This window comes from Carboxylicivirga mesophila (assembly GCF_018271975.1).
Lineage (GTDB): Bacteria > Bacteroidota > Bacteroidia > Bacteroidales > Marinilabiliaceae > Carboxylicivirga > Carboxylicivirga mesophila.
This window is the reverse complement of record NZ_JAGUCN010000005.1, coordinates 154,357-176,419: the sequence shown is the minus strand read 5'-3', so window position 1 is coordinate 176,419 and position 22,063 is coordinate 154,357. Positions and strand designations below refer to the sequence as shown.

The following is a 22,063-nucleotide window of genomic DNA, read 5'->3' as shown; positions in this document are numbered from 1 at the left end:
CAAATTACTTTTGAATTGTAAGCTATATTTTAATTGATTTTGTGTGCTTTGCGCCAGATATTTCCTAATTTTGAAACACTCAAAACATGAATCATAACAAACTAAAGTAAATTAGCAGTATTTAAAATTTTTAATAAAATGAAGATTCACAACTTTTCAGCAGGGCCTTCTATTTTGCCTGAGTCAACGATTAAGAATTCGGCTGATGCCGTATTGAATTTTGCCGGTACAGGTTTGTCTTTGCTTGAGGTGTCACACCGAGGTAAAGAATTTGTTGCCGTTATGGACGAAGCACTCGCTTTATTTAAAGAATTGTTAGACATCCCTGCCGGATACGAAGTTGTTTTCGTAGGTGGTGGTGCCAGCACACAGTTCTGTATGGTGCCTTACAACCTGATGCAGAAAAAAGCAGCTTACCTGAATACGGGTACATGGGCCAATAAGGCACTAAAAGAAGCTAAAGGATTTGGCGAAGTTGTTGAAGTAGCTTCTTCAAAGGACTCTGTTTACAACCACATTCCTAAAGGTTACGAAATTCCTTCTGATGCTGATTATTTCCATATCACAACTAACAATACCATTTACGGAACAGAGATTAAAACTGACCTGGATGTGAATGTACCTTTAGTAGCTGATATGTCATCAGATATTTTCTCTCGCCCGGTAGATGTTTCTAAATATACATTGATTTATGGTGGTGCTCAAAAGAACCTGGCTCCTGCAGGTGTAACTTTTGCAATTGTTAAAACCGATGCATTAGGAAAAGTAGACCGTCATATTCCTACAATGTTGGATTACCGCACGCACATTGATGCGGGTTCAATGTTTAATACGCCTCCTGTATTCCCAATTTACTCAGCTCTTCAAACATTAAAGTGGTTAAAAGAAATGGGCGGTGTATCTGCTATGGAGAAAATCAACATTGAGAAAGCAGCTGTGTTATATGATGAAATTGATCGTAACCGCTTATTCAAAGCACCAGTTGTGAATGTTGAAGATCGTTCATTGATGAACATCTGCTTTATAATGAATGATGAATACAAAGAGTTAGAAAAAGAATTCTTTGATTTCGCTTCATCAAGAGGAATGAGTGGTATTAAAGGACACCGTTCAGTTGGAGGTTTCCGTGCTTCTACCTACAATGCTATGCCAAAGTCAAGTATTCAGGCATTGGTTGACTGCATGAAAGAATTTGAAGCAAAGCACTAAGCAAAATACATAAAGACAGTTGGTAAGCCCCGCTGTGGGGCTTACTTTTTATCACCACACTTATATAATACTAAGCAGAGATGAAAAAAATATTAGTAGCAACTGAAAAACCATTTGCTAAAGCAGCCATTGACCAGATTGCACCTGTTGTTAAAGAAGCTGGCTATGAATTGGCACTGCTTGAAAAATACACCGACAAGGCTCAATTGCTGGACGCTGTAAAAGATGCACATGCCTTAATCGTACGCTCTGATAAGGTGACCCGCGAAGTAATTGAAGCTGCTTCTGAATTAAAAATTGTTGTACGTGCAGGTGCCGGTTACGATAACCTGGATCTGGAAGCATGTACCGAAAAAGGTATTGTAGCTATGAATACTCCAGGGCAAAACTCTAATGCTGTTGCTGAGTTAGTTTTGGGTATGATGGTGTTTATGGCGCGCAATGGTTACAACGGTACTGCAGGTACTGAGCTAAGAGGTAAGAAAATAGGTATTCATGCATACGGTAATGTTGGTCATTATGTAGCTGAGATTGCCAAAGGATTTGGTATGGAAATTTATGCATTCGATCCTTTTGTAGCTAAGGAAAAAATTGAAGCAGCAGGTATTAAGCCTGTTGATACAGTTGAAGAGTTGTACTCAACTTGTGACTATGTATCGTTGCATATTCCTGCTAATGATAAAACGAAACAGTCAATCAATTACGACTTATTGAATAAGATGCCCAAAGGCGGTGCTTTAGTAAATACAGCCCGTAAAGAAGTAATTCACGAAGAAGAATTGCTGAAGCTGATGGCTGATCGTCCTGATTTTGCTTATATTTCAGATATTGCACCTGATTGCAAGGCTGATTTTGAAGCAAACTTCGAAGGACGTTTCTTTTTTACACCTAAAAAGATGGGGGCTCAAACTGCCGAAGCCAATATCAATGCAGGGGTGGCTGCTGCCAAACAAATCATCGGTTTCTTCGAAAATGGTGACGAAACTTTCCGTGTAAATAAGTAATTAACTTATATAGGAATAATATTAAGCGCTGCTCTGTTTACAGGGTGGCGCTTATTGATCTGTAAAGGGTGTTACATAACAGCTAAAATCACCTTTAAAGTTGACGAAAGTCACCTAATCACTTATGACTGATTACCTACATTTGTATCAGAGCAATTGCCCCAATGTAGTTGCTTGATTTTAATCAGTTATATACTAAAAACTAACTAAATATTAAGAAATGGCAATTATTAAACCATTCAAAGGCTTAAGACCTCCGCAGAATATTTCGCAAGACTTAGCCTGTTTACCATACGACGTGATGAACAGCCAGGAAGCAGCTCAAATGGCTGAAGGAAAAGATTGTTCGTTACTACATATTACACGCGCAGAGATTGATTGTCCTGCCGGAACAGACATCCATTCTGAAGAAGTTTATGAAAAATCAGTATCTAACTTCAAAGCTTTCCAGGAAAAAGGCTGGTTAGTGCAGGATGAGGAGGCCAAGTACTACATCTATGCGCAAACAATGGATGGACGCACTCAGTACGGTATTGTGGGTGCTGCTGCATGTGAAGATTATGCTAACGGCATCATCAAAAAGCATGAGTTAACTCGTCCGGATAAAGAGGAAGATCGTATGATTCTGACGCGTTACCTGGATGCTAATATTGAACCAGTATTCTTCTCATATAAGGCAGTTCCTGAGATTGACGCTGTTGTAGAGAATATCGTGAAAAATCAGGCTGCAGACTATGATTTTACAGCTGAAGATGGTTTTGGGCACCACCTTTGGGCCATCAACGATGCAGAAACCAATAAGCGTTTGGAAGAATTATTTGAAACGAAAGTGCCTGCAACTTATGTTGCCGATGGTCACCACCGTACTGCTGCTGGTGCTCGTATTGGCGAAGAGAAAAAAGGTCAGAACCCAAATCATACAGGCGAAGAATCATATAACTTCTTCATGGCTGTACATTTCCCTGATAACCAGTTGAAAATTATTGACTACAACCGAGTAGTGAAAGATTTAAATGGTTTGACACCTGAAGAGTTGCTGAGTAAGCTTGAGGAAGTGTTTGTGGTTGAGTGCATGGGAGAGGAAGAGTATCGTCCGGCTCAATTGCACGAGTTCAGCATGTACCTTGAGGGTAAGTGGTACAAACTAAATGCGAAAGAAGGCACTTATAACGATAACGATCCAATTGGGGTATTAGATGTAACGATTCTGTCTAATCATGTTTTGGATAACATGTTAGGTATTGAAGATTTACGCCGTTCGACCCGCATCGATTTCGTTGGTGGCATCCGTGGTTTGGGTGAATTGAAGAAACGTGTGGATTCAGGTGATATGAAAGTAGCATTTGCTTTGTATCCTGTTTCAATGCAGCAATTGATTGATATTGCAGATACTGGTAATATCATGCCTCCAAAAACAACTTGGTTCGAGCCAAAGTTGCGTTCTGGTCTGGTTATTCATAAATTAGAATCTAAATAGTCTTTACCAAAAATACAGACTAACTAAATATCCGTTTTAAGCCTCCTTTAGCAGGGAGGCTTTTTTGTACTAATCACCTAAGTCTGTACATTTGTACTTCTAAAAAACAGAACATGTCAATTCAGGATAATCTACTTGCCGTTAAGCAGCAAATAAAAAACAGAGCTTTATTAGTAGCTGTATCTAAAACAAAACCCAATGAAGATGTCATGGAGGCCTATGAAGCCGGACAAAGAGTCTTTGGCGAAAATAAGGTGCAGGAATTAACCACAAAATTTGAAACGCTTCCTAAAGATATTGAGTGGCATATGATTGGACACCTGCAGAGTAATAAGGTGAAATATATTGCGCCATTTGTAAGCCTTATACATGGGGTTGATACCGAAAAGTTACTCCGAACAATTAATAAGGAAGGAAAGAAGAATAGTCGTAAAATTCCTTGTTTGTTGCAGGTGCATATTGCCGAAGAGGAAAGTAAGTTTGGTTTTTCGGAAGATGAACTAATGAGCTTACTTAGTAAAGAGTTGTTAGAAGAATTAAGTCATGTAGAAATTCGTGGCGTAATGGGAATGGCTACTTATACAGATGATGAACAACAGATAAAAAAGGAGTTTCATTCATTGAAGGAATTATATAACAGATTGAAAAATTCAATATTTTCTAAGAGTGAGGATTTCAAAGAGATAAGTATGGGTATGTCGGGTGATTACCTTATTGCTATTGAAGAAGGCAGTACAATGGTACGAGTGGGCAGTTCCATTTTTGGTGCCCGCAATTATCATTAAAACCATTCTATATTAGCTGTCATCAACAATAATTTATCACTGAAGCTTTCAGGTGGTGGACTTTTGTTTATATTTGCTTTAATCAAGACTTGTATAAAAAATAATAACCCCAATGGCAAATTTAGAAACTAAATACCTTGGATTAACACTGAAGAATCCGATTGTCGTTAGTAGTTCAGGTTTAACCAATAGTGTAGATAAAATTGGTAAACTTGTGGAAGCCGGTGCCGGTGCTGTGGTGTTAAAATCGCTTTTTGAAGAGCAGATTAATCACGAAATAAACAACATTATCTACAAAGGCGAAGGATTTGATTATCCTGAGGCGGCTGATTATGTAAAAGGATATACGCGGGACAACTCTGTTGCCGATTACCTAAAGTTAATTAGTGAAACCAAAAAGCAATACGATATTCCTGTTATAGCCAGTATCAATTGCTTCTCATCGGATGAATGGGTGGATTTTGCGCAACAAATAGAGGCTGCTGGGGCAGACGCGCTAGAACTGAATGTGTTTGTATTAAATACTGATAAAAATAGCGATCCGGAAGCTTATGAACAGCTTTATGTCGATGTGGTGACCAACGTGAGTAAGGTGGTGAAGATGCCTGTTTCAGTAAAATTAGGCCTCTATTTCTCTAATTTGGTTAAAGTGGTCAATCGCCTGTCTGTTTCAGGAGCTAAGGGGGTTATACTGTTTAATCGTTTCTATGAGCCTGATATTGATATCAACAAAATGGCTCTAACCTCAGCTGAGGTGCTTAGTTCTCCGGCTGATATGAGACGCACATTGCGTTGGGTAGCCATTACATCAGATAAGGTGCATAATATAGATATTTCAGCTTCAACAGGTGTTCATGATGGAGCAGCTGTGGTTAAGCAATTGCTTGCCGGAGCAACCAGTGTACAGACATGTTCTGCAGTGTATAAGCATGGTCCTAAAGTAATCACTGAAATGCTTGACACATTAAATCAGTGGATGGAAGAGAAGGAGTACAACACGATCGATGAATTCAGAGGTTTGATGAGCTACAGTAAGATTGAGAATCCAGCTTTGTATGAGCGGGCTCAGTTTATGAAGTATTTCTCATCATACGAATAGAAATTTTGATAATTTTAGATATTGAAAAAAAAGTCCGGCTTTAATAAGCCGGACTTTTTTATAAGTGACTGTGTGTTAGTAGGGCGGCTCAGCAAACTTTTAGCAATAATTAATTGTTATATAGCTGTGGCTAATATTTATAATGCTAAAATGCCGGCCTAATTCGTTTTATTTAATATTTTTATACTAATTTTCAAAAACGAAACGTTGAAATTAAAATAACCAGAAGTTCAAATATTCATTCATTATGAAACGTATAATGACCAAAGCTACCATTTACTTTTTATCACTTGCGATAGGAGGAGTTCTTGTTTTTTCGTCTTGTAATTCGGGGCAGAAGAAGCAAAAGTCAGAAGAACAGCAGATTGTAGAGTCTGTTAATGTTGACGGAAAACTGGTAGATGATTTTAAGAAATCAAAACTTATTTTTTACTCATTGCCTTCACCTCTTGAAACGGCCATGTTGATTAAGCGAGCAGGTGCCACTTACAGCGAAGAACTTTTGAATCCACTATCTAATATCGATAAATACTCTACTAATCGTCAAATGGCACTTAACCTGGGTATTTATTCGGCTGATTTGAGTTACACCAGCTTATTTGACCAAACTCAAAGCTCTATCAAATACATGGCCAACGCCAAAAGACTGGCAGATGGTTTAGGCATAATGGATGCCATTGATGAGGAAACTCTAAAAAAGCTTGAAGCTAATATAGATAACAGAGATGTGATGCTGGATATCATCTCTGAAACATTTATGTCATCAAACGCTTATCTTACCGAAAACGATCGTCCCGCCATTGCGGTAATGGTTCTTGTTGGAGGATGGGTAGAAGGTCTATATCTGGCAACTCGATTGACCAATGGTTCTGTTGAGAATAATAAGCGATTAATCGATCGTATTGTATATCAAAAGTTAAGTCTTTATACAGTTATTAATTTATTAGAAGAGTATCAGGATAATGAAGATGTACAGTATTTATTGGAGCGTATATCTGAATTGAATGAGATATTTGAAAAGGTTGAGATTAGCAATACCTCGAAGATAGAAGCAGAGACAGATGCTGAATCACGAGTGACAACTATCAAAGCTGAGTCTGAAGCCGTAATTTCTCCTATCGTATTTGAAGAGCTGATGAAGAAGGTTGAGGAGATCAGAACTGAATTTGTTTCTTAATCGATTTTGACAAGAAAATATGCGTTTATCAATCATACTGATTAGCCTGTTTCTTGGCGTGCTTAATGTCAACAGTCAGTGTATCAATTTTGCTAAAAGTGTTGGTAAGGATTACCTGGGTGAATATATTCATGATGGTAATTACAATGCAACCATACTCGAAGAAGGAGAAAAGGCGGAATTGTATAAGACATTTTTTAGCGGACAGAAATACCGGGTGGCCATTGCCAAAGTTGAGCAGTTGCCCGATATTCATTTTCGTATTTTAGATAAAGAAGGAAATGTGCTGTTTGATAACATCAAATACGATTATCGTTTGGTGTGGGACTTTAAAGTCGAATCAACGCAGATGCTGATTGTTGAATTGAATGTGTTGGAAAAAAGCACCGGAGCAGATGACTTAATTAATGGCTGTGTGTCGGTGTTGTTTGGATTAGAACCTGGAAAGAAGAAAAAGAAATAAGTGACCTAATACATAAAATGCAAAGAGCTCTTTTAAGAGCTCTTTGTTGTTATATAGGGTCGAAGATATTTACCGGTGTATGATTTTGGACATTTCAATAAATCGTCAGGCGTTCCCTCGTATACCAGGAAGCCACCATCATTTCCTCCTTCAGGTCCTAAATCAATGACCCAGTCGGCACATTTAATCACATCCATGTTGTGCTCAACAATGATTAGTGAATGGCCATTTTTGATGAGGGCAGAAAAAGCATCGAGTAGTTTACGAATGTCATGAAAGTGCAAGCCAGTTGTTGGCTCATCGAAAATAAACATAGTTGGCTGGCTTCTTTCGTTAGCCAGGTAAAAGGCCAGTTTAACGCGTTGGCTTTCACCACCGCTAAGCGTACTGGACGACTGACCTAGTTTTATATATCCCAGTCCAACATCCTGCAATGGTTTGAGGCGTTTGATGATGCGTTTCTCAGTACTTTTGCTACTTTCACCAAAGAAATCAATCGCCTCATTAACGGTCATTTCCAGTATGTCATACACATTTTTGCCGTTATATTTTACTTCCAGAATATCATCCTTGAAGCGTTTTCCTTTGCAGCTCTCACACTGTAGCACAATATCGGCCATAAATTGCATCTCAACCTTAATGGTGCCTTCACCCTGGCATTCCTCACATCGGCCACCATCTATATTAAACGAAAAGTGTGAAGGTTTTAAGCCTAGGTTTATGGAGGCTTGCTGATCGGCCATTAGCTTGCGAATCTCATCATAGGCTTTCAGGTAGGTTGCCGGATTTGAGCGTGAGCTTTTACCAATTGGGTTTTGGTCAACAAATTCAACTTCGTGTAAGTTATTAATTGCCCCATCAATAAGGTCAAAGGATCCTGTTTTATCGGCATAACCACCTAAGCGCTTTTTTAGGGCAGGGTAGAGGATTTTCTTAACCAATGATGACTTGCCACTGCCTGATACACCTGTAACGACCGTCATTATGTTGAGTGGAAACTTGACGTTAATGTTCTTCAGGTTGTTTTCGCAGGCGCCAGAAATATTAATAGCTTCATTGAATGACCGTCTGCTATCAGGAATGGTTATGGCTTCTGTGCCATTAAGGTATTTTGTTGTTAAGCTTTTGTCTGAAGCTTCCAGTTGTCTGAAATCACCCTGGAAAACCAATTCGCCTCCCAAACGACCTGCTAGCGGACCGATATCAATAATGGTATCGGCCGAACGGATAATATCCTCATCGTGCTCCACCACAATAACAGTATTGCCAACCTGCTGCAGGTTACGAAGTACATTGATAAGCAATGCTGTATCGCGCGAGTGAAGCCCAATACTAGGCTCATCAAGTATATACAAAGAACCAACCAGGCTGCTACCCAGGCTGGTAGCCAGGTTAATGCGTTGACTTTCGCCCCCAGAAAGTGTAGAAGATAGGCGGTTCAGTGTTAAATAACCAAGACCAACATCACATAAAAAGCTTAATCTGGTGCGAATTTCGTGAAGCAGCCGTTTTGATACATCCAATTCATGCTCTGACAGGCTCAAAACCTTGAAGAAGTTCTGTAGCTCGCTTATAGGCAGAACAACCAGCTCATGGATACTTTTATCACCAATTTTCACCCAGCTTGCTTCTTTTTTCAGTCGCGTGCCTTTGCACGCAGGGCAAGTGGTTTTGCCACGGTATCGCGAAAGCATAACTCGGTACTGTATCTTGTATTGCTTTTCCTCCAAATGTTTGAAGAAGGCATTTAATCCTTTAAAGTGCCTGTTGCCGGTCCATAATAGCTCTCTTTGTTCCGGGCTTAATTCGAAATACGGGCTGTGTACCGGGAAATTAAAATGGTGAGCACTTCTAATCAGTCGCTCTTTCCATTCTTTCATTTTATCACCTTTCCAGCAGGCTATTGCATCTTCAAATATGGATAGCCCTTTATTGGGGATCACCAAATCTTCATCAATACCAATTACATTGCCAAATCCTTCGCACTCGGGACAAGCACCTACCGGATTATTAAATGTAAACATATGTTCTGTCGGCAGTTCAAACTCGATTCCGTCAAGTTCAAATTTATTCGAGAACTCATGAACTGTTGTGGTGCTGCCTTCATATACTTTTACAAGGCATTCGCCTTTACCTTCATAAAAAGCGGTTTGAATGGAGTCGGCCAGGCGGCCTAAAGTATCTTCATCATCGCTGGCCGATAGGCGATCGATTACCAGAAGCATCTCTTTACATGCTTGTTTTGCTTCCTTCTCTTCCGTCAGAAGCTCATCGATACGTATAAATTGATTGTCTATTTCAACGCGGCTAAAGCCTTGCTTAAGCAGTATGTTGAGATGTTCATGACATTGTCTGTCATCGGCAGATACTATCGGGGAAAGTATGGCTAATTTACAGCCTTTGGGCAGCTGTTTAATAAAATTAACCACATCACTGGTGTAGTGCCTTTTTACTTCCTTACCACTTATGGGTGATATAGTTTTTCCAATGCGCGCAAATAACAATTTGATATAATCATACACTTCGGTGCTGGTTCCAACAGTAGAGCGTGGATTACGTGTATTTACTTTTTGCTCGATGGCAATGGCAGGAGGAATGCCTTTAATAAAGTCAACATCTGGTTTGTCCAATCGTCCCAGGAACTGACGGGCATAGGCGCTTAGGCTTTCAACATAGCGTCTCTGACCTTCGGCATATAACGTGTCAAATGCCAAAGACGACTTACCGCTACCAGAAACTCCTGTAATAACAATGAACTGGTTGCGAGGTATTTCTATGTCTATATTTTTAAGATTATGAACTCTGGCTCCTTTAACTGTAATTGCTTTTTTCTGCATGCTCTTACAAATCTTTTTGTGCAAACAAAGATATATGCTGGATATTACAATTGAAACACTTCAGTGGGTAGATAGTTGCAGTCAGTGGTATTTGGTTTTTAAACAATTTTTTACTTTTTTTACAACCGAAAACAATTAAGTAGTTATTTCTTAAAAAATATGCCTATCGACGCACCTTTACGAGATGTTTAAAAATAATTGATTATGGAAAAGCAATTAGTGCTTTCTGATGAGCAACTTGTAAAGGATTTTGTTGCTGGTGATGCTGGTTCAATAGATGTACTAATTGAACGTCACAAGGCAAAGATTTTTTCTTACATTGTAATGTGTGTAAAACAACAGGAACTTGCTGAAGATATCTTTCAGGAAGCGTTTATACGCGTTATACGAACCCTTAAAAATGGTCGCTATAATGATACAGGCAAGTTTTCTTCCTGGGTAATGCGTATTGCGCATAACCTCATTATCGACTATTATCGTAAGCAAAAGAATCAGTCGGTTATCTCAAATGACAATTATGAGTATGATTTGTTTAACTCTACTTCATTTTCAGATAAATCGATAGAAGAACAATTGGTATATGAACAAGTGATGCAGGAAGTTGGTATGTTGGTAAAATTATTACCTGATAACCAGCGAGAGGTTGTGATGATGCGGCATTACCGGGATTTGAGTTTTAAAGAAATAGCTGAAGAAACCAATGTAAGCATCAATACAGCCCTGGGGAGAATGCGTTATGCATTAATGAACCTTCGCAGATTGGCCGAAGAGCGAAATATTTCTTTAACATTGCAGTAGTACAATATAATTGGTTGCACTGCGTTATTTAGTTGTAATAAATAATTAAATAGCAGTGCCTATGCGTAAAACAACTACTCAAGATTTTGCAGCCTACGAAGAAGAGGCTGATTTGCTATTGTCGGTATTTGAAAATCTGCCTGATGCATTATTTAATAATGCAGAGTTGCGGCCACACGAATTCATAATATCCAGCATAAAGGCATTTGCCCGCTCGTATCAGTCAATGAATGTATTGGGCTGTGAGAATGGTATGGTGATAAATTAATCGTAAAAGGATTTGGCAAAATTGTGAAAGGCGCCCTTCTTTTTTACTATTCGTACCCAAAAAGCTTTTAGAAAACCAGTACCGTATCCTGTTAGCTGAATTAATGAAGCCCATGTGCTTAATATGGCTACCAGGAAGCTCTTTGTTCTGAATTGTGCATCCAGATAGATAATGGCTGGAAACAAAAGAAAGAGTAGCGAGAACCAAGGTGACCAGATGAAAGCAAGGAAAAGCAAGAGCGGGTAACCAATGGTGAAAACTGATGGCAGCAGGTGAACCGGTTTTAATGTTCCCGGATGTAAAAGCGATAAATCAATTCGGGCTATACCAGAGTTAAAGACTTGCTTGAAAAAGGCTTTAAAGTGAGTACGGCGCTTATGGTAGACGTAGGCTTCCTTTATGAGGCCGACATTATAACCACTATCCATCGTTCGCATACTTAAATCGAGGTCTTCTCCAAAGCGCATATCAGCAAATCCATCAATGGCTTCGAATGCTGTTTTACGGATCCCCAAATTAAAACTGCGGGGATAGAACTTATCCATTTTACGACTTCCACCACGTATGCCACCAGTTGTAATTGGTGAGGTCATTGAATAGCTGATAGCTTTTTGAATGGGTGTAAAAAAAGGATGTGACCTATCCGGGCCGCCGAAGCAATCAAGTGGCTGTATATCTAGATGTTCAATTACATGATTGAAGTAATTTGATGGGATAATACAGTCGCTGTCAAAAAAAATCAGGTATTCTCCTATTGCTTTTGCTGCTCCATGGTTTCGGGCCATTCCTGGTCCTTGGTTGGATTGCGTGTAATAATGCAGGTTTAACTGGCTGAAATAGGGTTCAATAACCTCCTTGCATGGGGTTGAAGAACCATCTTCAACAATAATAACTTCAAATACAGATTTAGCAGATTGTAGTGTTAAAGATTCTAACAATTCAACAATTTCGTCAGGCCTGTTGTAGATAGGAATTATTACTGAAAACTGCATGGTTTTTGCTTTATGCCACCAAATATAGCAAATATTGTTGTCCGAAAAGGTTATTGAAAGTTAAAGCCTGGAGTTATGTTTAACTCCAAGGCCTTTTTGTTTATTCGCGCGTTAATATCAGCATGGGATCGCCAATGATATTGGAATAATTGGGGCGGTATCGATTGGTATCGTAGAATTTACTGACATTCACCTTCTTGGTGCTTTGACCATGCTCGTCTTTTTTGACTGCCTCAATTGATATATGACTATATTTTCCATCATTAATGCAAACCATCTGACCAGATAGACCCTGTATAATTAAATCCATTGCCAGGTTGGCATAGGCAGTAGGAACAATAGAATCCAGGGCATCTGGCATGCCTGAACGTACCAGGTAACCTAACTTTTGGTTAATCACATTGATGGTTTTGCCATTGTTGAATTTGGGAGAAAGACGTTTGAGTTGCTGACCAATATCTTCACCAATACCACCTAACTTTTTGTGACCAAAAGCATCTGTTTCGTGACTTGAGTATAAAATATTACCCCCTTCGTAACTTGCTCCCTCAGAAACTAGTACCACCGAATATTTACTGGGGTTGTTATTACGATCTTCAACCATTAATGCCGCCAGCTGTTCAATATTAATCTGGTGTTCCGGTATTACACAGCGATCAGCTGCACCTCCCATTGTTGGCAGTAGGGCGGAGAAGCCTGCATTTCGACCAAACACTTCCAATACCAGGAAACGTTCGTGTGAACCGGCACAAGTACGTAAAGCGTGAGTGAGCTCAATTGTTCTGGTAACGCAGGTGCTGAAGCCTATGCAGTATTCAGTTCCTGGTACATCCCCATCCATAGTTTTGGGTACGCCAATGGTTTTAACACCTTCGTGATGCAGCCGGACAGCGTAACTTAAGGTATCGTCACCGCCTATTGGTATCAGGTAATCGATACCCAGGTGTTTTAGGTTTTTGACGGCTTCCGGGGTTAAATCATTGTACTCCTCTTTATAGCTGCCTTTCAGGTGATCGGGCACTTCATTTATATGTACTTTATCAGCTTTAGTCCGACTTGAATGCAGAAATGTACCACCTGTTCTTCCCAGTCTGTTAACCATATGATCGTCTAACTGGATGCAATAAGCTTGTTCTTCGAGAGGTAAGAGCGGATTGATGGAGATAACTCCTTTCCAGCCATTTTTAATGCCAATTACTTTAAACCCTTCCCTGATTGCCCGTATAGTAATTGCTCTTATCGCCGGATTTAACCCTGGTACATCGCCTCCTCCGGTAAGTATGGCAATGGTTTTTGAAATGTTTTTTTTTAGATTCATGATGCCAAAATCGGTTTTTAGATGATTGTTGTTTTTATACAAGTTATTATCTAAAATTCTGCAAATCAATTTTGAATGGTAAAAAAATAATAAAAACAGTTTGGAACTTTAACAGGAAAGAAAGCTATTGAAATGTAAACTGACAGAAGGCTTTGTTTTAAACTTTAATCAAATTCACTCTAAATAAGTTAAAGATTGTAAATTGTTAATATTGAGCCTTCCTGTTTTGAAAAAATATAAGCAAATTTGCAATTCATTAGAAAAAAGGTGTTATAAAACACATTTTTGTACAGATACCAAATTAAAACAATACACGACAGTATGATGATTAAAAGTCCACTTCAGATTGCACGCGAAAGCTACGTGCCTAAAATGCCATCATCTTTAAAAGGTGGTATTAAGATTGTAGAGGGAAAAGCAACTGAATCAGTAGCTGACCAGGCAGATATTGAAAAGATGTTTCCAAATACTTATGGTATGCCTGTTTTAACATTTGAGCCAGGTGACGCAAAGGAATATGCAGCTCAGAATGTAGGCGTGATTCTTTCTGGTGGTCAGGCGCCAGGTGGACATAACGTGATTTCGGGATTATACGACGGACTAAAGAAGTTGAATCCAGAGAATAAATTGTATGGTTTCCTGGGGGGGCCTGGTGGCTTGGTTGATAACCAATACATTGAGTTAACTGAGGATATAGTAAACCATTACCGAAACACTGGAGGTTTTGATATTATTGGTTCAGGTCGTACTAAATTGGAAGAAACTGAGCAATACGAAAAGGCTTTAGTTAATTGCAAAGAGTTAGACATTACTGCTTTAGTTATTATTGGTGGTGATGACTCAAATACAAATGCATGTGTACTAGCAGAGTACTACAAAGAGAAACAAGCAGGTGTGCAGGTGATTGGCGTGCCTAAAACGATTGATGGTGACCTTAAAAACGAAATGATTGAAACATCATTTGGTTTTGATACAGCTTGTAAAGTATATAGCGAATTAATTGGTAACATTCAGCGTGATGCCAACTCAGCTAAAAAGTACTGGCACTTTATTAAGCTAATGGGGCGTTCGGCTTCTCATATTGCTTTAGAATGTGCCTTACAAACTCAGCCAAATATCACTATTATTTCAGAAGAGGTAGAGGCTAAGCAACAAACCTTGGATGATGTAGTAAGTTACATTGCCAATATTGTGGCTAAGCGTGCTGAAAACGGAGATAATTTTGGTACAGTGCTGATTCCTGAGGGATTAGTAGAATTTATTCCTGCTATGAAGAAGTTAATTGCAGAGTTAAATGACTTCCTGGCACATAACGAAGAGGCTGTTAATGCATTAGAAGGCAACAAAGAAAAGCGTGAATTTGTAGCTGAGCGTATTTCTGAAGAATCACGTGAAGTATTCGTATCACTGCCAAACTCAATTGCCAACCAGTTAATGTTGGATCGTGATCCACATGGTAACGTTCAGGTTTCACTTATCGAAACAGAAAAAATGTTGATTGACATGGTGAAAGCCAAGTTGAAAAGCATGAAAAAAGCGGGTGAATTCAAAGGTAAATTCAAAGGTCAGCCGCACTTCTTTGGTTATGAAGGACGTTGTGCAGCTCCTTCTAACTTTGATGCTGATTATTGTTATTCACTTGGTAACACAGCTTCAATGCTCATTGGAGAAGGCAAGACTGGTTATATGGCATCTGTACGTAACCTTACTGCTCCTTCATCAGAATGGATGGCAGGCGGTGTACCAGTTACAATGATGATGAACATGGAGAAACGTCATGGTGAGATGAAGCCAGTAATTCAGAAGGCACTGGTACAGTTAAATGGAGCTCCTTTCAAGAAACTGGTTGAAAATCGTGAAGAATGGGCATTAAATACCAATTATATGTACCCAGGTCCTATTCAGTATTTTGGTCCTTCAGAGGTATGTGACCTTACTACAAATACTTTAAAATACGAGCAACAATAGAAAGTTTTAATATTATAACCCGTAGCTCTTGTAGTTACGGGTTTTTTTATATTTTTGTTCAAATAAATATTTAAGTATTCAATTTCCTTTTTTTACGGGATATGTCAAAAATAGTAACACTTTCAGAAGCTGCATCCATAGCTCTTCACTCTATGGTTCTAATTGCCAGAAGTGACACAAAACTTAATGTCAATCAAATATCAGAAGCTATTGAGAGCTCGAAACATCATGTTGCAAAAGTGATGCAGCGATTGGCGAAAGAAGATTTTGTGGCGTCGAACCGTGGCCCAAGTGGTGGTTTTGTACTCAAGCAGGAGCCGGAAGAAATTTCGTTACTCATGATTTATGAGGCCATTGAGGGTAAAGTGGCTATCCAGTCATGTCCGGGCGATAAACGTACCTGTATTATAGGTTCATGCATGCTTGGCGACCTATCTCGCAATATGACAAAGGAATTTAAGGAATATATGGAAAGCCACTTTCTGAATGAATATATCTGATTCAGGTGCTTTCCTTTTTAAGCCATTTGTTATTGTGCTTAATACGAACGTTTTGCTGGAGTAATAATCGCTCCAGCTTTTTTATGCTTTTCGGCGAAAAGTACAGCGAGTGTGAGCTGACTTTAATCTCCTCCCCTTCAAAATAGGAGAAATCAACCCGGTAGTAGGTCAGCATATAGGTAAAGTTGATTTTAACCAGGTTTTTGAGGTGTACAGACAGTGTAGGTTGTTTTATAAAAGTCTTTTTAATAAATAAATGACTGTCAATTAGTTTAAGGCTATTAGCTTTAGAATGATAAATGAGGTATATGCCCAATAGGTAAGCAAATAATAATGGCATCAGGGTGTAGGCCAAACTATTTGGATAAATGCTTTTAATGACTGGAAAAAGGAGGGCAAGCAAAAGGGTAAACGTTATAAACGGAACAAACAGATTAATGTTAGGCCTCAATGTCAAAAGAGGTTTATAATGTCGTTTAGCTTCCGTACTCAGTGTATTTTTATACTGATTAGTGTGCGGCGGTTTATAGCCTCTGAATACCTTATTCCCTGGATCTTGATTCAGTAATTGACATAACTCAAGGTATAAATCGGGCAACTGTTTCCTAAACTCAACAGGAGCCTCAAAGAAATGCTCTGCGGCCACCGAAAAAAATTCTCGGGGGTTAGTAGTGCCATATTCTCTGAAAAAGTCATTGCCTTTACGGCGCATTTCAATAAGCTGTTCAAAGGCTGATTGCCTGAATTTCTCCATTAACCGATGGATATTGTAAATGCGTCCATGAGACAGGTGAAGTGCCAGGTCCATTGCATGGGCCATTTCATGAAGCCCAAGGTTTACCTTATCATTTTCATCAGCATAGCCTTCCTCAAAATACTTCCAGGATAATACAATTAATCCGGCCTGGTTAACCTCGCCACGGTGGTAGCGTCGGGTTTGGCGATTGTAATAGGCATCATCATGCAGCAGAATGGTTTTAAAGCGGCCGAAATCAAATTCTTGTAAGCCAAAGGTGAGTTGTGTTGCTGAAGCAGATATTAGCGTTTTCTGGTGTAAGTTAACGATTGGCTGGCTGGATGAGATCCAGTTGCATCGCTTCATAAATTTATAGGTGCGAAACACAAAATCTGGCTTTAATTCTGATGGTAATTGCTTGTAATAAGAAAAGTTATTTTCAAGTATTTGCTGAATCTTTTTCCACCGTGGAGACTGCTGTGCTACTTTAAGAGTTATGGTGTGCGATTTTTTAAATTTGAAATACTCGTAGGCCACAATGCCCAGGGCAATTCCCATTCCCGAAACAAAGATGAGAATGACATATATATGTTCGCTAGTCATTTAACAGGTGGATTGTATGACATGCTACTACACCTGCAGTTTCGGTTCTGAGTCGACTGGAACCCAATGAAACAGGCTGAAAATTGGCATTAACAGCCATCTCAACTTCTTGTTCGCTAAAATCACCTTCGGGGCCAATGCATAATGTGCAGTTGCTTTGTGCCTGATAAGCCAGTCTCAAAGGGAACTTGTCTGATTCATAGCAGTGCGCAATATAGGCTTTACTGTCTTTAAGCTGTTTGATGAACACATCAAAAGGTGTTAGTTCATTTATTTTAGGTAGATAGGCCTTCAAAGATTGTTTCATAGCCGCAATTACAACTCTTTCAATGCGGTCAGTTCTAATCTTTTTACGTTCCGAATGCTGGCAGAGCAATGGTGTTATTTCGTCAACCCCCAGTTCCATGGCCTTTTCAATCATCCACTCAAATCTATCAATGCTTTTAGTAGGCGCTACCGCCAGATGAATCTTATATGGTCTTGGAGGAAAATCCTCGGTATTGATTAAATCCAGTTCGCAGCGCTTGGGGTGTGGGTTAATTATCTGGCAAGAATAGTATTGACCTTTGCCGTTAGCCACAGTTACTGTGTCACCTGCTTTATGGCGTAAAACATTGATGCAATGTTTGCTTTCTACTTCGTTTAAAATACCATTCCCATCAAACTTGGGATCAAAAAATAACTCCATACTTAATTGTTTGCTGTAAAGATATAAAGCTTTGCATAAAACCTGTTATCCTTCAACCAGGTGTTGCTTTATTTTGACGGGAAGAATAATGGTAAACTCAGCTCCATCAGGTGGATTTGAGTAGAGGTTAATTTGCCCGTCCATCAATTCAACCAGGCTCTTTGTAATTGAAAGTCCCAAACCTGTTCCACCATGCTTCTTATTGGTTGATTCATCTACCTGACGGAAGCGGTCAAAAATAAGATGTCTGTCTTTCTCGGAGATGCCGGGGCCTGTATCTGCCACAGAGATTTTTAGGTGCTTGTCTTCATTGATACTATATGTGATAACTATTTGACCTTTATCGGTGAATTTAACGGCATTTGATAACAGATTTAATAGTATTTGATAAACTCTTAGTGGATCGGTATAGATGAAAGGTTGGTCATCGGGAATATTTGAGACTATCTTAATTTCAATATGCTTTTTAAAATTTTTGCAAAGGCTCAATGCTACCTCATATGCTTCATTAACCAGTTCCTTAATATTGATTAACTCGTTACTAATTTTAAGCTCACCTGATTCAATTTTGCTAATATCTATGATGTCGTTGATGAGGGTTAACAGGTTTTCGCCACCACGTTTAATCATCTGCAGATAATCTGTTTGCTCTTTACTGCTCAGCTGACCATATAGTAACAAGTCTGTAAATCCCAGGATGGCATTCATGGGCGTGCGTATTTCGTGCGACATATTGGCCAGGAAAGAGGATTTTAAACGGTCACTTTCTTCAGCTTTCTCTTTTGCTTTTTGTAGTTCGTTTTCAAATGCTTTTTGATCACTAATATTTAGGATGACTCCGGTAATGCGATTGGGTTCCTCATCAATCAGCTCTGTAATCTTTCCATGGATTGAAAACCACGAATAGCTTTTGTCTTTGTTACACATTCTTACTTCGCACTGGAAAGCTTCGGCCTTACCTGCTTTGTGTAGATTAAAGGCCTCTCTCATTTGCTCCACGTCTTGCGAAAACACATGTAAATGCCAATTGTCGAGGTTAATAGTAAGTTCGTTAGCTGATTGGTAGCCTAACATTCTGGCAAACTGCTCATTAATGTATATGTAGTTTTTACTTATCTCAACATCCCACAACCCTTCACTGGCTCCGTTGATGGCCAATTCGAGCCGTTTTTCGCTCTCGATAAAGCTAATTTCAATGCGTTTACGTTTGATGATATCGCCTACAAGCAGAAGGATTATGAAAATAAAAACACTAAGAATGCTTAATACAACAATTAGTTCTTTTTTGTACGCGCGAACAAAACTGATTTCTTCATTTATTAACTGAAAATCAACATTAACATTTTCCTTATTCAGTTGATACTTGTTTAGCTGATGTTCATCAAAGATGGTATAATCAGGCGGAAAGTTATGCAAGGATACCTCCTCATGCTTAAGTATTTGTTGCATCAGCTCAGCCGAAAGTTTTCCCTGATCATGCGCCTTTAGCAGCTGACCACCAACAATCATATCGGGCATGAGAAAATCCCAGTTGCTATACAAAGGAATGTTCACATCTTTAAAAAAGTACCTGCTTTCATGTATCATCTCGTTAGGGATACCATCACGCTGTGTATATAGGCTCAGTAGATAAATTGCCCTGTTAGCTGCAGGTAACTGATGAAGTGCTTGTTTAAGTTGCTGCGGTTCAGTGTTGTTAATTATCTGATAGGAAAAGTTTCGGGATTCGGCATTAAACGCATCAATAAATTGACTCAAAAATATATTGCCCGATAAAGTTTTGTCAGATATTACAATTAACTCTTCAAGGTCTGGTTGCAATTGCTCAATCAGCTCAATGGAGCCTTTTATATCTATTATTTCATGTACAATTACATGCTTGCTGCTGTCAACCAGGTTAAGCTGTTCGTTAATATTATTTACCCCACAAAAAACTGCCGGAATATCTCCCCAAATTTCTTTTCCATGTTGGGTGAAAAAATCAAAGGCTCTGTTATCTGAGCAGATGATGCCATCAATTTTGTGACCTTTATATTTTATGAAGTATTGTTGATAAAGCGCCTCAAAATATTCATCGCTGTTGAAGCGTTTACTATCCATAAACTCATAAAAAATGCGCACAGATTCTTCACTTTCGAAGTGTTCAGAGATGGCCCTGTTTATATCGGCCGTCCACTTAAAACCAATATGATACGAATTAAGAACCAGAATCTCTTTCAGGTCTTCTGCATGAGCCGTCAGGTTTAATAACTGGCCAATAAGAATCAGTAGTATAGCTGCTAGCGATTTGGTTTGGTTAATTAGCATTAGTTATATCCTAGTATGATTGACAGATAAAGATACTCAAAGAAATGAAATATACATATGTCGTTTGACTTAAAGAAGGCTATAATACCATGAAACGATATAACGGCCTTAAACATGGAAATTTGATGTTTTAACTCTTGAGAAATATGTTATAACTTAGTTAGCTGATAATCAAATTTAATCCTTAAAACCATGAAGTATATTATTGGAATTTTATTGCTGTGGCAGGTGTCAAACCTGACAGCGCAGGAATGTAGAGCTTACATACCCTATGAAGAGGGTACACGCTCAGAATTGACTCATTACGACAAAAAGGGAAAAGTAACAGGCCTGGTGAAGCAGGAGTTGAAAGCCGTTGAGCATAATGGTAATGCCTCAAGTTTTACGGTTCATCAAGTATTTGAAACCCCTGGCTCTAAAGATGAACCAATGGAAAGTGAGGTTACTTTCAAATGTGTTGATGGCGTATTTTACATTGACATGAACGGTTATCTGAATCAGGAACAGATGGATGCCTACAAGGATATGGAAGTAAAATTAACCATGGATGAAATCGATATTCCGTCTTTTTATAAAGTAGGCCAAACGCTTAAAGATGGCAATATTAGGATGGAGGTCACCGGGACACCCATCCCTATGAATATGACAGTTAGTGTGGTTAACCGAAAGGTTGAAGCCGAAGAGGAAGTTAAAACACCAGCTGGTACATTTAATTGTGTCAAAATATCACAGGATATTGTTACGAAAGCCATCATGAATATGACTGTCAGCTCTGTTGAGTGGTATGCCGAAGGAGTTGGTGTAGTAAGAACAGAAACTCATCGAAAAGGCAAGTTGATGGGCTATAGTGAGTTAACTAAATTTGAAAAGCCATAGTAAAAATTAAGTATGTATGAATAAAGTCGGATGAGTCAAAATGTGCTCATCCGATTCTTTTTTCGGCAGGCATATTTACTTTTTAGATACTTTTGCAAAAAAAAAGTAAAGATGGAATATACAAAGGTTTCGGTGTTGGTAATGCCACCCAATGAGGTGGCCAATGAATTGCTTATTGCTCAATTGGGAGAGATGGGATTTGATAGTTTTGAAGAGAATGACAAGGGATTTGACGCTTTTATTCCTAGTAAAGACTTTGCCAATGCCAATCTCGAAGAACTTTATTGCCCGATTGAAGGGATTAAATGGAGCTATTCAAGTGAGGTAATTGCCGACCAGAACTGGAATAAGGTTTGGGAAGAAAATTTCTTTCAACCAATTATTATTGGTGATGATTGCATAATCCGTAGTTCATTTCATCAAGTGGAACATCACTGTCAATATGATATTATTATTGATCCGCGAATGGCCTTTGGTACCGGGCATCATGAAACCACCAGTTTGATGGTACAGCATATTCTGGAAGCAGACGTGAAAAGGCTTGACGTGCTGGATATGGGTTGTGGAACCGCCATATTGGGCATGTTGTGCGCCATGAAAGGAGCTACCGATGTTATTGGTATTGACATTGACGAGTGGGCTTATAATAATGCCCTCGATAATCTGCAGCTTAATCATATCTCCAATATGCAAATTCAGCTTGGCGGAGCCGAATTGTTGGGCGATAAACAATACGATCTGATATTGGCCAATATTAATCGAAATATATTGTTGAACGATATGGTCAGTTATGCCAATGTGTTAAGAACCAACGGTAAAATTTTCTTTAGCGGATTCTATACCGAAGACCTACCTGCCATTGATGCTGAAGCTGTTCGTCATGGGTTAACGATGATATCTCAAAAAACAGATAACAATTGGACCGCAGTTGCGTATATAAAGGCCGAGTAACGAATTT

At 39.0% G+C, this 22,063-nt stretch carries 19 protein-coding genes; 13 read left to right on the top strand and 6 right to left on the bottom strand.

The window, feature by feature from the left end:
• The first annotated feature begins 138 nt into the window (after positions 1-138).
• The 7 genes from serC to KEM09_RS06370 all read left to right on the top strand — a co-directional run bounded on the left by serC (position 139) and on the right by KEM09_RS06370 (position 7,214).
• Positions 139-1,209 carry a 3-phosphoserine/phosphohydroxythreonine transaminase gene (gene serC / locus KEM09_RS06400; RefSeq protein WP_212226893.1) on the top strand — a complete coding sequence of 357 codons (1,071 nt, stop codon included), beginning with the start codon at positions 139-141 and terminating at the stop codon, positions 1,207-1,209.
• Positions 1,210-1,289: 80 nt separating this feature from the next.
• Positions 1,290-2,213, top strand: a complete 924-nt coding sequence (locus tag KEM09_RS06395; protein ID WP_212226891.1) for a 3-phosphoglycerate dehydrogenase — start codon at positions 1,290-1,292, stop codon at positions 2,211-2,213.
• Positions 2,214-2,433: 220 nt separating this feature from the next.
• Positions 2,434-3,690 (top strand): DUF1015 domain-containing protein, encoded by a 1,257-nt coding sequence (locus KEM09_RS06390; RefSeq protein WP_212226889.1) that lies wholly within the window; start codon positions 2,434-2,436, stop codon positions 3,688-3,690.
• Positions 3,691-3,803: 113 nt separating this feature from the next.
• Positions 3,804-4,475, top strand: a complete 672-nt coding sequence (locus KEM09_RS06385; RefSeq protein WP_212226887.1) for a YggS family pyridoxal phosphate-dependent enzyme — start codon at positions 3,804-3,806, stop codon at positions 4,473-4,475.
• A gap of 112 nt (positions 4,476-4,587) precedes the next feature.
• Entirely contained in the window at positions 4,588-5,574 is a 987-nt protein-coding gene (locus KEM09_RS06380) for a dihydroorotate dehydrogenase-like protein (RefSeq protein ID WP_212226885.1), read from the top strand.
• Positions 5,575-5,821: 247 nt separating this feature from the next.
• A complete protein-coding gene (locus KEM09_RS06375; protein ID WP_212226882.1) occupies positions 5,822-6,751 on the top strand; it encodes a hypothetical protein in 930 nt (309 codons plus the stop codon).
• 19 nt (positions 6,752-6,770) lie between these two features.
• Positions 6,771-7,214 (top strand): hypothetical protein, encoded by a 444-nt coding sequence (locus tag KEM09_RS06370; RefSeq protein WP_212226880.1) that lies wholly within the window; start codon positions 6,771-6,773, stop codon positions 7,212-7,214.
• Between the two features lie 32 nt (positions 7,215-7,246).
• On the opposite strand, the gene uvrA is transcribed toward KEM09_RS06370, so the two are convergent.
• On the bottom strand, positions 7,247-10,051 hold the full coding sequence (gene uvrA, locus KEM09_RS06365) for an excinuclease ABC subunit UvrA (RefSeq protein ID WP_212226877.1): 2,805 nt from the start codon (positions 10,049-10,051) through the stop codon (positions 7,247-7,249).
• A 204-nt stretch (positions 10,052-10,255) separates the two neighbouring features.
• On the opposite strand from uvrA, the gene KEM09_RS06360 reads away from it, so the two are divergent.
• On the top strand, positions 10,256-10,849 hold the full coding sequence (locus KEM09_RS06360) for a sigma-70 family RNA polymerase sigma factor (protein WP_212188516.1): 594 nt from the start codon (positions 10,256-10,258) through the stop codon (positions 10,847-10,849).
• A gap of 61 nt (positions 10,850-10,910) precedes the next feature.
• Complete coding sequence (locus tag KEM09_RS06355; RefSeq protein WP_212226875.1) at positions 10,911-11,117, top strand: hypothetical protein; 207 nt, start codon at positions 10,911-10,913, stop codon at positions 11,115-11,117.
• Here KEM09_RS06355 and KEM09_RS06350 read toward each other — a convergent pair.
• On the bottom strand, positions 11,114-12,109 hold the full coding sequence (locus tag KEM09_RS06350; RefSeq protein WP_212226873.1) for a glycosyltransferase family 2 protein: 996 nt from the start codon (positions 12,107-12,109) through the stop codon (positions 11,114-11,116). The two genes, KEM09_RS06355 and KEM09_RS06350, sit on opposite strands and share 4 nt — an antisense overlap.
• 100 nt (positions 12,110-12,209) lie before the next feature.
• The gene (locus tag KEM09_RS06345) at positions 12,210-13,427 is read right to left on the bottom strand and encodes a 6-phosphofructokinase (RefSeq protein WP_212226871.1); all 1,218 of its coding nucleotides are present in this window, start codon (positions 13,425-13,427) and stop codon (positions 12,210-12,212) included.
• Between the two features lie 321 nt (positions 13,428-13,748).
• Here KEM09_RS06345 and KEM09_RS06340 point away from each other — a divergent pair, with 321 nt between their 5' ends.
• Both KEM09_RS06340 and KEM09_RS06335 read left to right on the top strand, forming a co-directional pair.
• A complete protein-coding gene (locus KEM09_RS06340) occupies positions 13,749-15,395 on the top strand; it encodes a diphosphate--fructose-6-phosphate 1-phosphotransferase (RefSeq protein ID WP_244824877.1) in 1,647 nt (548 codons plus the stop codon).
• A 101-nt stretch (positions 15,396-15,496) separates the two neighbouring features.
• Positions 15,497-15,895 carry an RrF2 family transcriptional regulator gene (locus tag KEM09_RS06335; RefSeq protein WP_212226869.1) on the top strand — a complete coding sequence of 133 codons (399 nt, stop codon included), beginning with the start codon at positions 15,497-15,499 and terminating at the stop codon, positions 15,893-15,895.
• 1 nt (position 15,896) lies between these two features.
• Here the strand turns inward: KEM09_RS06335 and KEM09_RS06330 are convergent, their stop codons facing one another.
• From KEM09_RS06330 to KEM09_RS06320, 3 genes are read right to left on the bottom strand one after another with little or no spacing between them, the layout of a single operon-like run.
• A complete protein-coding gene (locus tag KEM09_RS06330) occupies positions 15,897-17,234 on the bottom strand; it encodes a zinc-dependent peptidase (protein ID WP_212226868.1) in 1,338 nt (445 codons plus the stop codon).
• Positions 17,227-17,922, bottom strand: a complete 696-nt coding sequence (locus KEM09_RS06325) for a 16S rRNA (uracil(1498)-N(3))-methyltransferase (RefSeq protein ID WP_212226867.1) — start codon at positions 17,920-17,922, stop codon at positions 17,227-17,229. Before KEM09_RS06325 ends, KEM09_RS06330 begins: the two co-directional genes overlap by 8 nt.
• A gap of 45 nt (positions 17,923-17,967) precedes the next feature.
• A complete protein-coding gene (locus KEM09_RS06320) occupies positions 17,968-20,229 on the bottom strand; it encodes a sensor histidine kinase (RefSeq protein WP_212226865.1) in 2,262 nt (753 codons plus the stop codon).
• A gap of 192 nt (positions 20,230-20,421) precedes the next feature.
• On the opposite strand from KEM09_RS06320, the gene KEM09_RS06315 reads away from it, so the two are divergent.
• Both KEM09_RS06315 and prmA read left to right on the top strand, forming a co-directional pair.
• On the top strand, positions 20,422-21,105 hold the full coding sequence (locus KEM09_RS06315) for a TapB family protein (protein ID WP_212226864.1): 684 nt from the start codon (positions 20,422-20,424) through the stop codon (positions 21,103-21,105).
• A gap of 111 nt (positions 21,106-21,216) precedes the next feature.
• Complete coding sequence (gene prmA, locus KEM09_RS06310; protein WP_212226862.1) at positions 21,217-22,056, top strand: 50S ribosomal protein L11 methyltransferase; 840 nt, start codon at positions 21,217-21,219, stop codon at positions 22,054-22,056.
• Positions 22,057-22,063: the final 7 nt, after the last annotated feature.

Bases quoted from the DNA above. Each gene is read 5' to 3' on its own strand.
- serC (WP_212226893.1), top strand. From the start codon at position 139: ATGAAGATTCACAACTTTTCAGCAGGGCCTTCTATTTTGCCTGAGTCA.
- KEM09_RS06395 (WP_212226891.1), top strand. From the start codon at position 1,290: ATGAAAAAAATATTAGTAGCAACTGAAAAACCATTTGCTAAAGCAGCC.
- KEM09_RS06390 (WP_212226889.1), top strand. From the start codon at position 2,434: ATGGCAATTATTAAACCATTCAAAGGCTTAAGACCTCCGCAGAATATT.
- KEM09_RS06385 (WP_212226887.1), top strand. From the start codon at position 3,804: ATGTCAATTCAGGATAATCTACTTGCCGTTAAGCAGCAAATAAAAAAC.
- KEM09_RS06380 (WP_212226885.1), top strand. From the start codon at position 4,588: ATGGCAAATTTAGAAACTAAATACCTTGGATTAACACTGAAGAATCCG.
- KEM09_RS06375 (WP_212226882.1), top strand. From the start codon at position 5,822: ATGAAACGTATAATGACCAAAGCTACCATTTACTTTTTATCACTTGCG.
- KEM09_RS06370 (WP_212226880.1), top strand. From the start codon at position 6,771: ATGCGTTTATCAATCATACTGATTAGCCTGTTTCTTGGCGTGCTTAAT.
- uvrA (WP_212226877.1), bottom strand. From the start codon at position 10,051: ATGCAGAAAAAAGCAATTACAGTTAAAGGAGCCAGAGTTCATAATCTT.
- KEM09_RS06360 (WP_212188516.1), top strand. From the start codon at position 10,256: ATGGAAAAGCAATTAGTGCTTTCTGATGAGCAACTTGTAAAGGATTTT.
- KEM09_RS06355 (WP_212226875.1), top strand. From the start codon at position 10,911: ATGCGTAAAACAACTACTCAAGATTTTGCAGCCTACGAAGAAGAGGCT.
- KEM09_RS06350 (WP_212226873.1), bottom strand. From the start codon at position 12,109: ATGCAGTTTTCAGTAATAATTCCTATCTACAACAGGCCTGACGAAATT.
- KEM09_RS06345 (WP_212226871.1), bottom strand. From the start codon at position 13,427: ATGAATCTAAAAAAAAACATTTCAAAAACCATTGCCATACTTACCGGA.
- KEM09_RS06340 (WP_244824877.1), top strand. From the start codon at position 13,749: ATGATGATTAAAAGTCCACTTCAGATTGCACGCGAAAGCTACGTGCCT.
- KEM09_RS06335 (WP_212226869.1), top strand. From the start codon at position 15,497: ATGTCAAAAATAGTAACACTTTCAGAAGCTGCATCCATAGCTCTTCAC.
- KEM09_RS06330 (WP_212226868.1), bottom strand. From the start codon at position 17,234: ATGACTAGCGAACATATATATGTCATTCTCATCTTTGTTTCGGGAATG.
- KEM09_RS06325 (WP_212226867.1), bottom strand. From the start codon at position 17,922: ATGGAGTTATTTTTTGATCCCAAGTTTGATGGGAATGGTATTTTAAAC.
- KEM09_RS06320 (WP_212226865.1), bottom strand. From the start codon at position 20,229: ATGCTAATTAACCAAACCAAATCGCTAGCAGCTATACTACTGATTCTT.
- KEM09_RS06315 (WP_212226864.1), top strand. From the start codon at position 20,422: ATGAAGTATATTATTGGAATTTTATTGCTGTGGCAGGTGTCAAACCTG.
- prmA (WP_212226862.1), top strand. From the start codon at position 21,217: ATGGAATATACAAAGGTTTCGGTGTTGGTAATGCCACCCAATGAGGTG.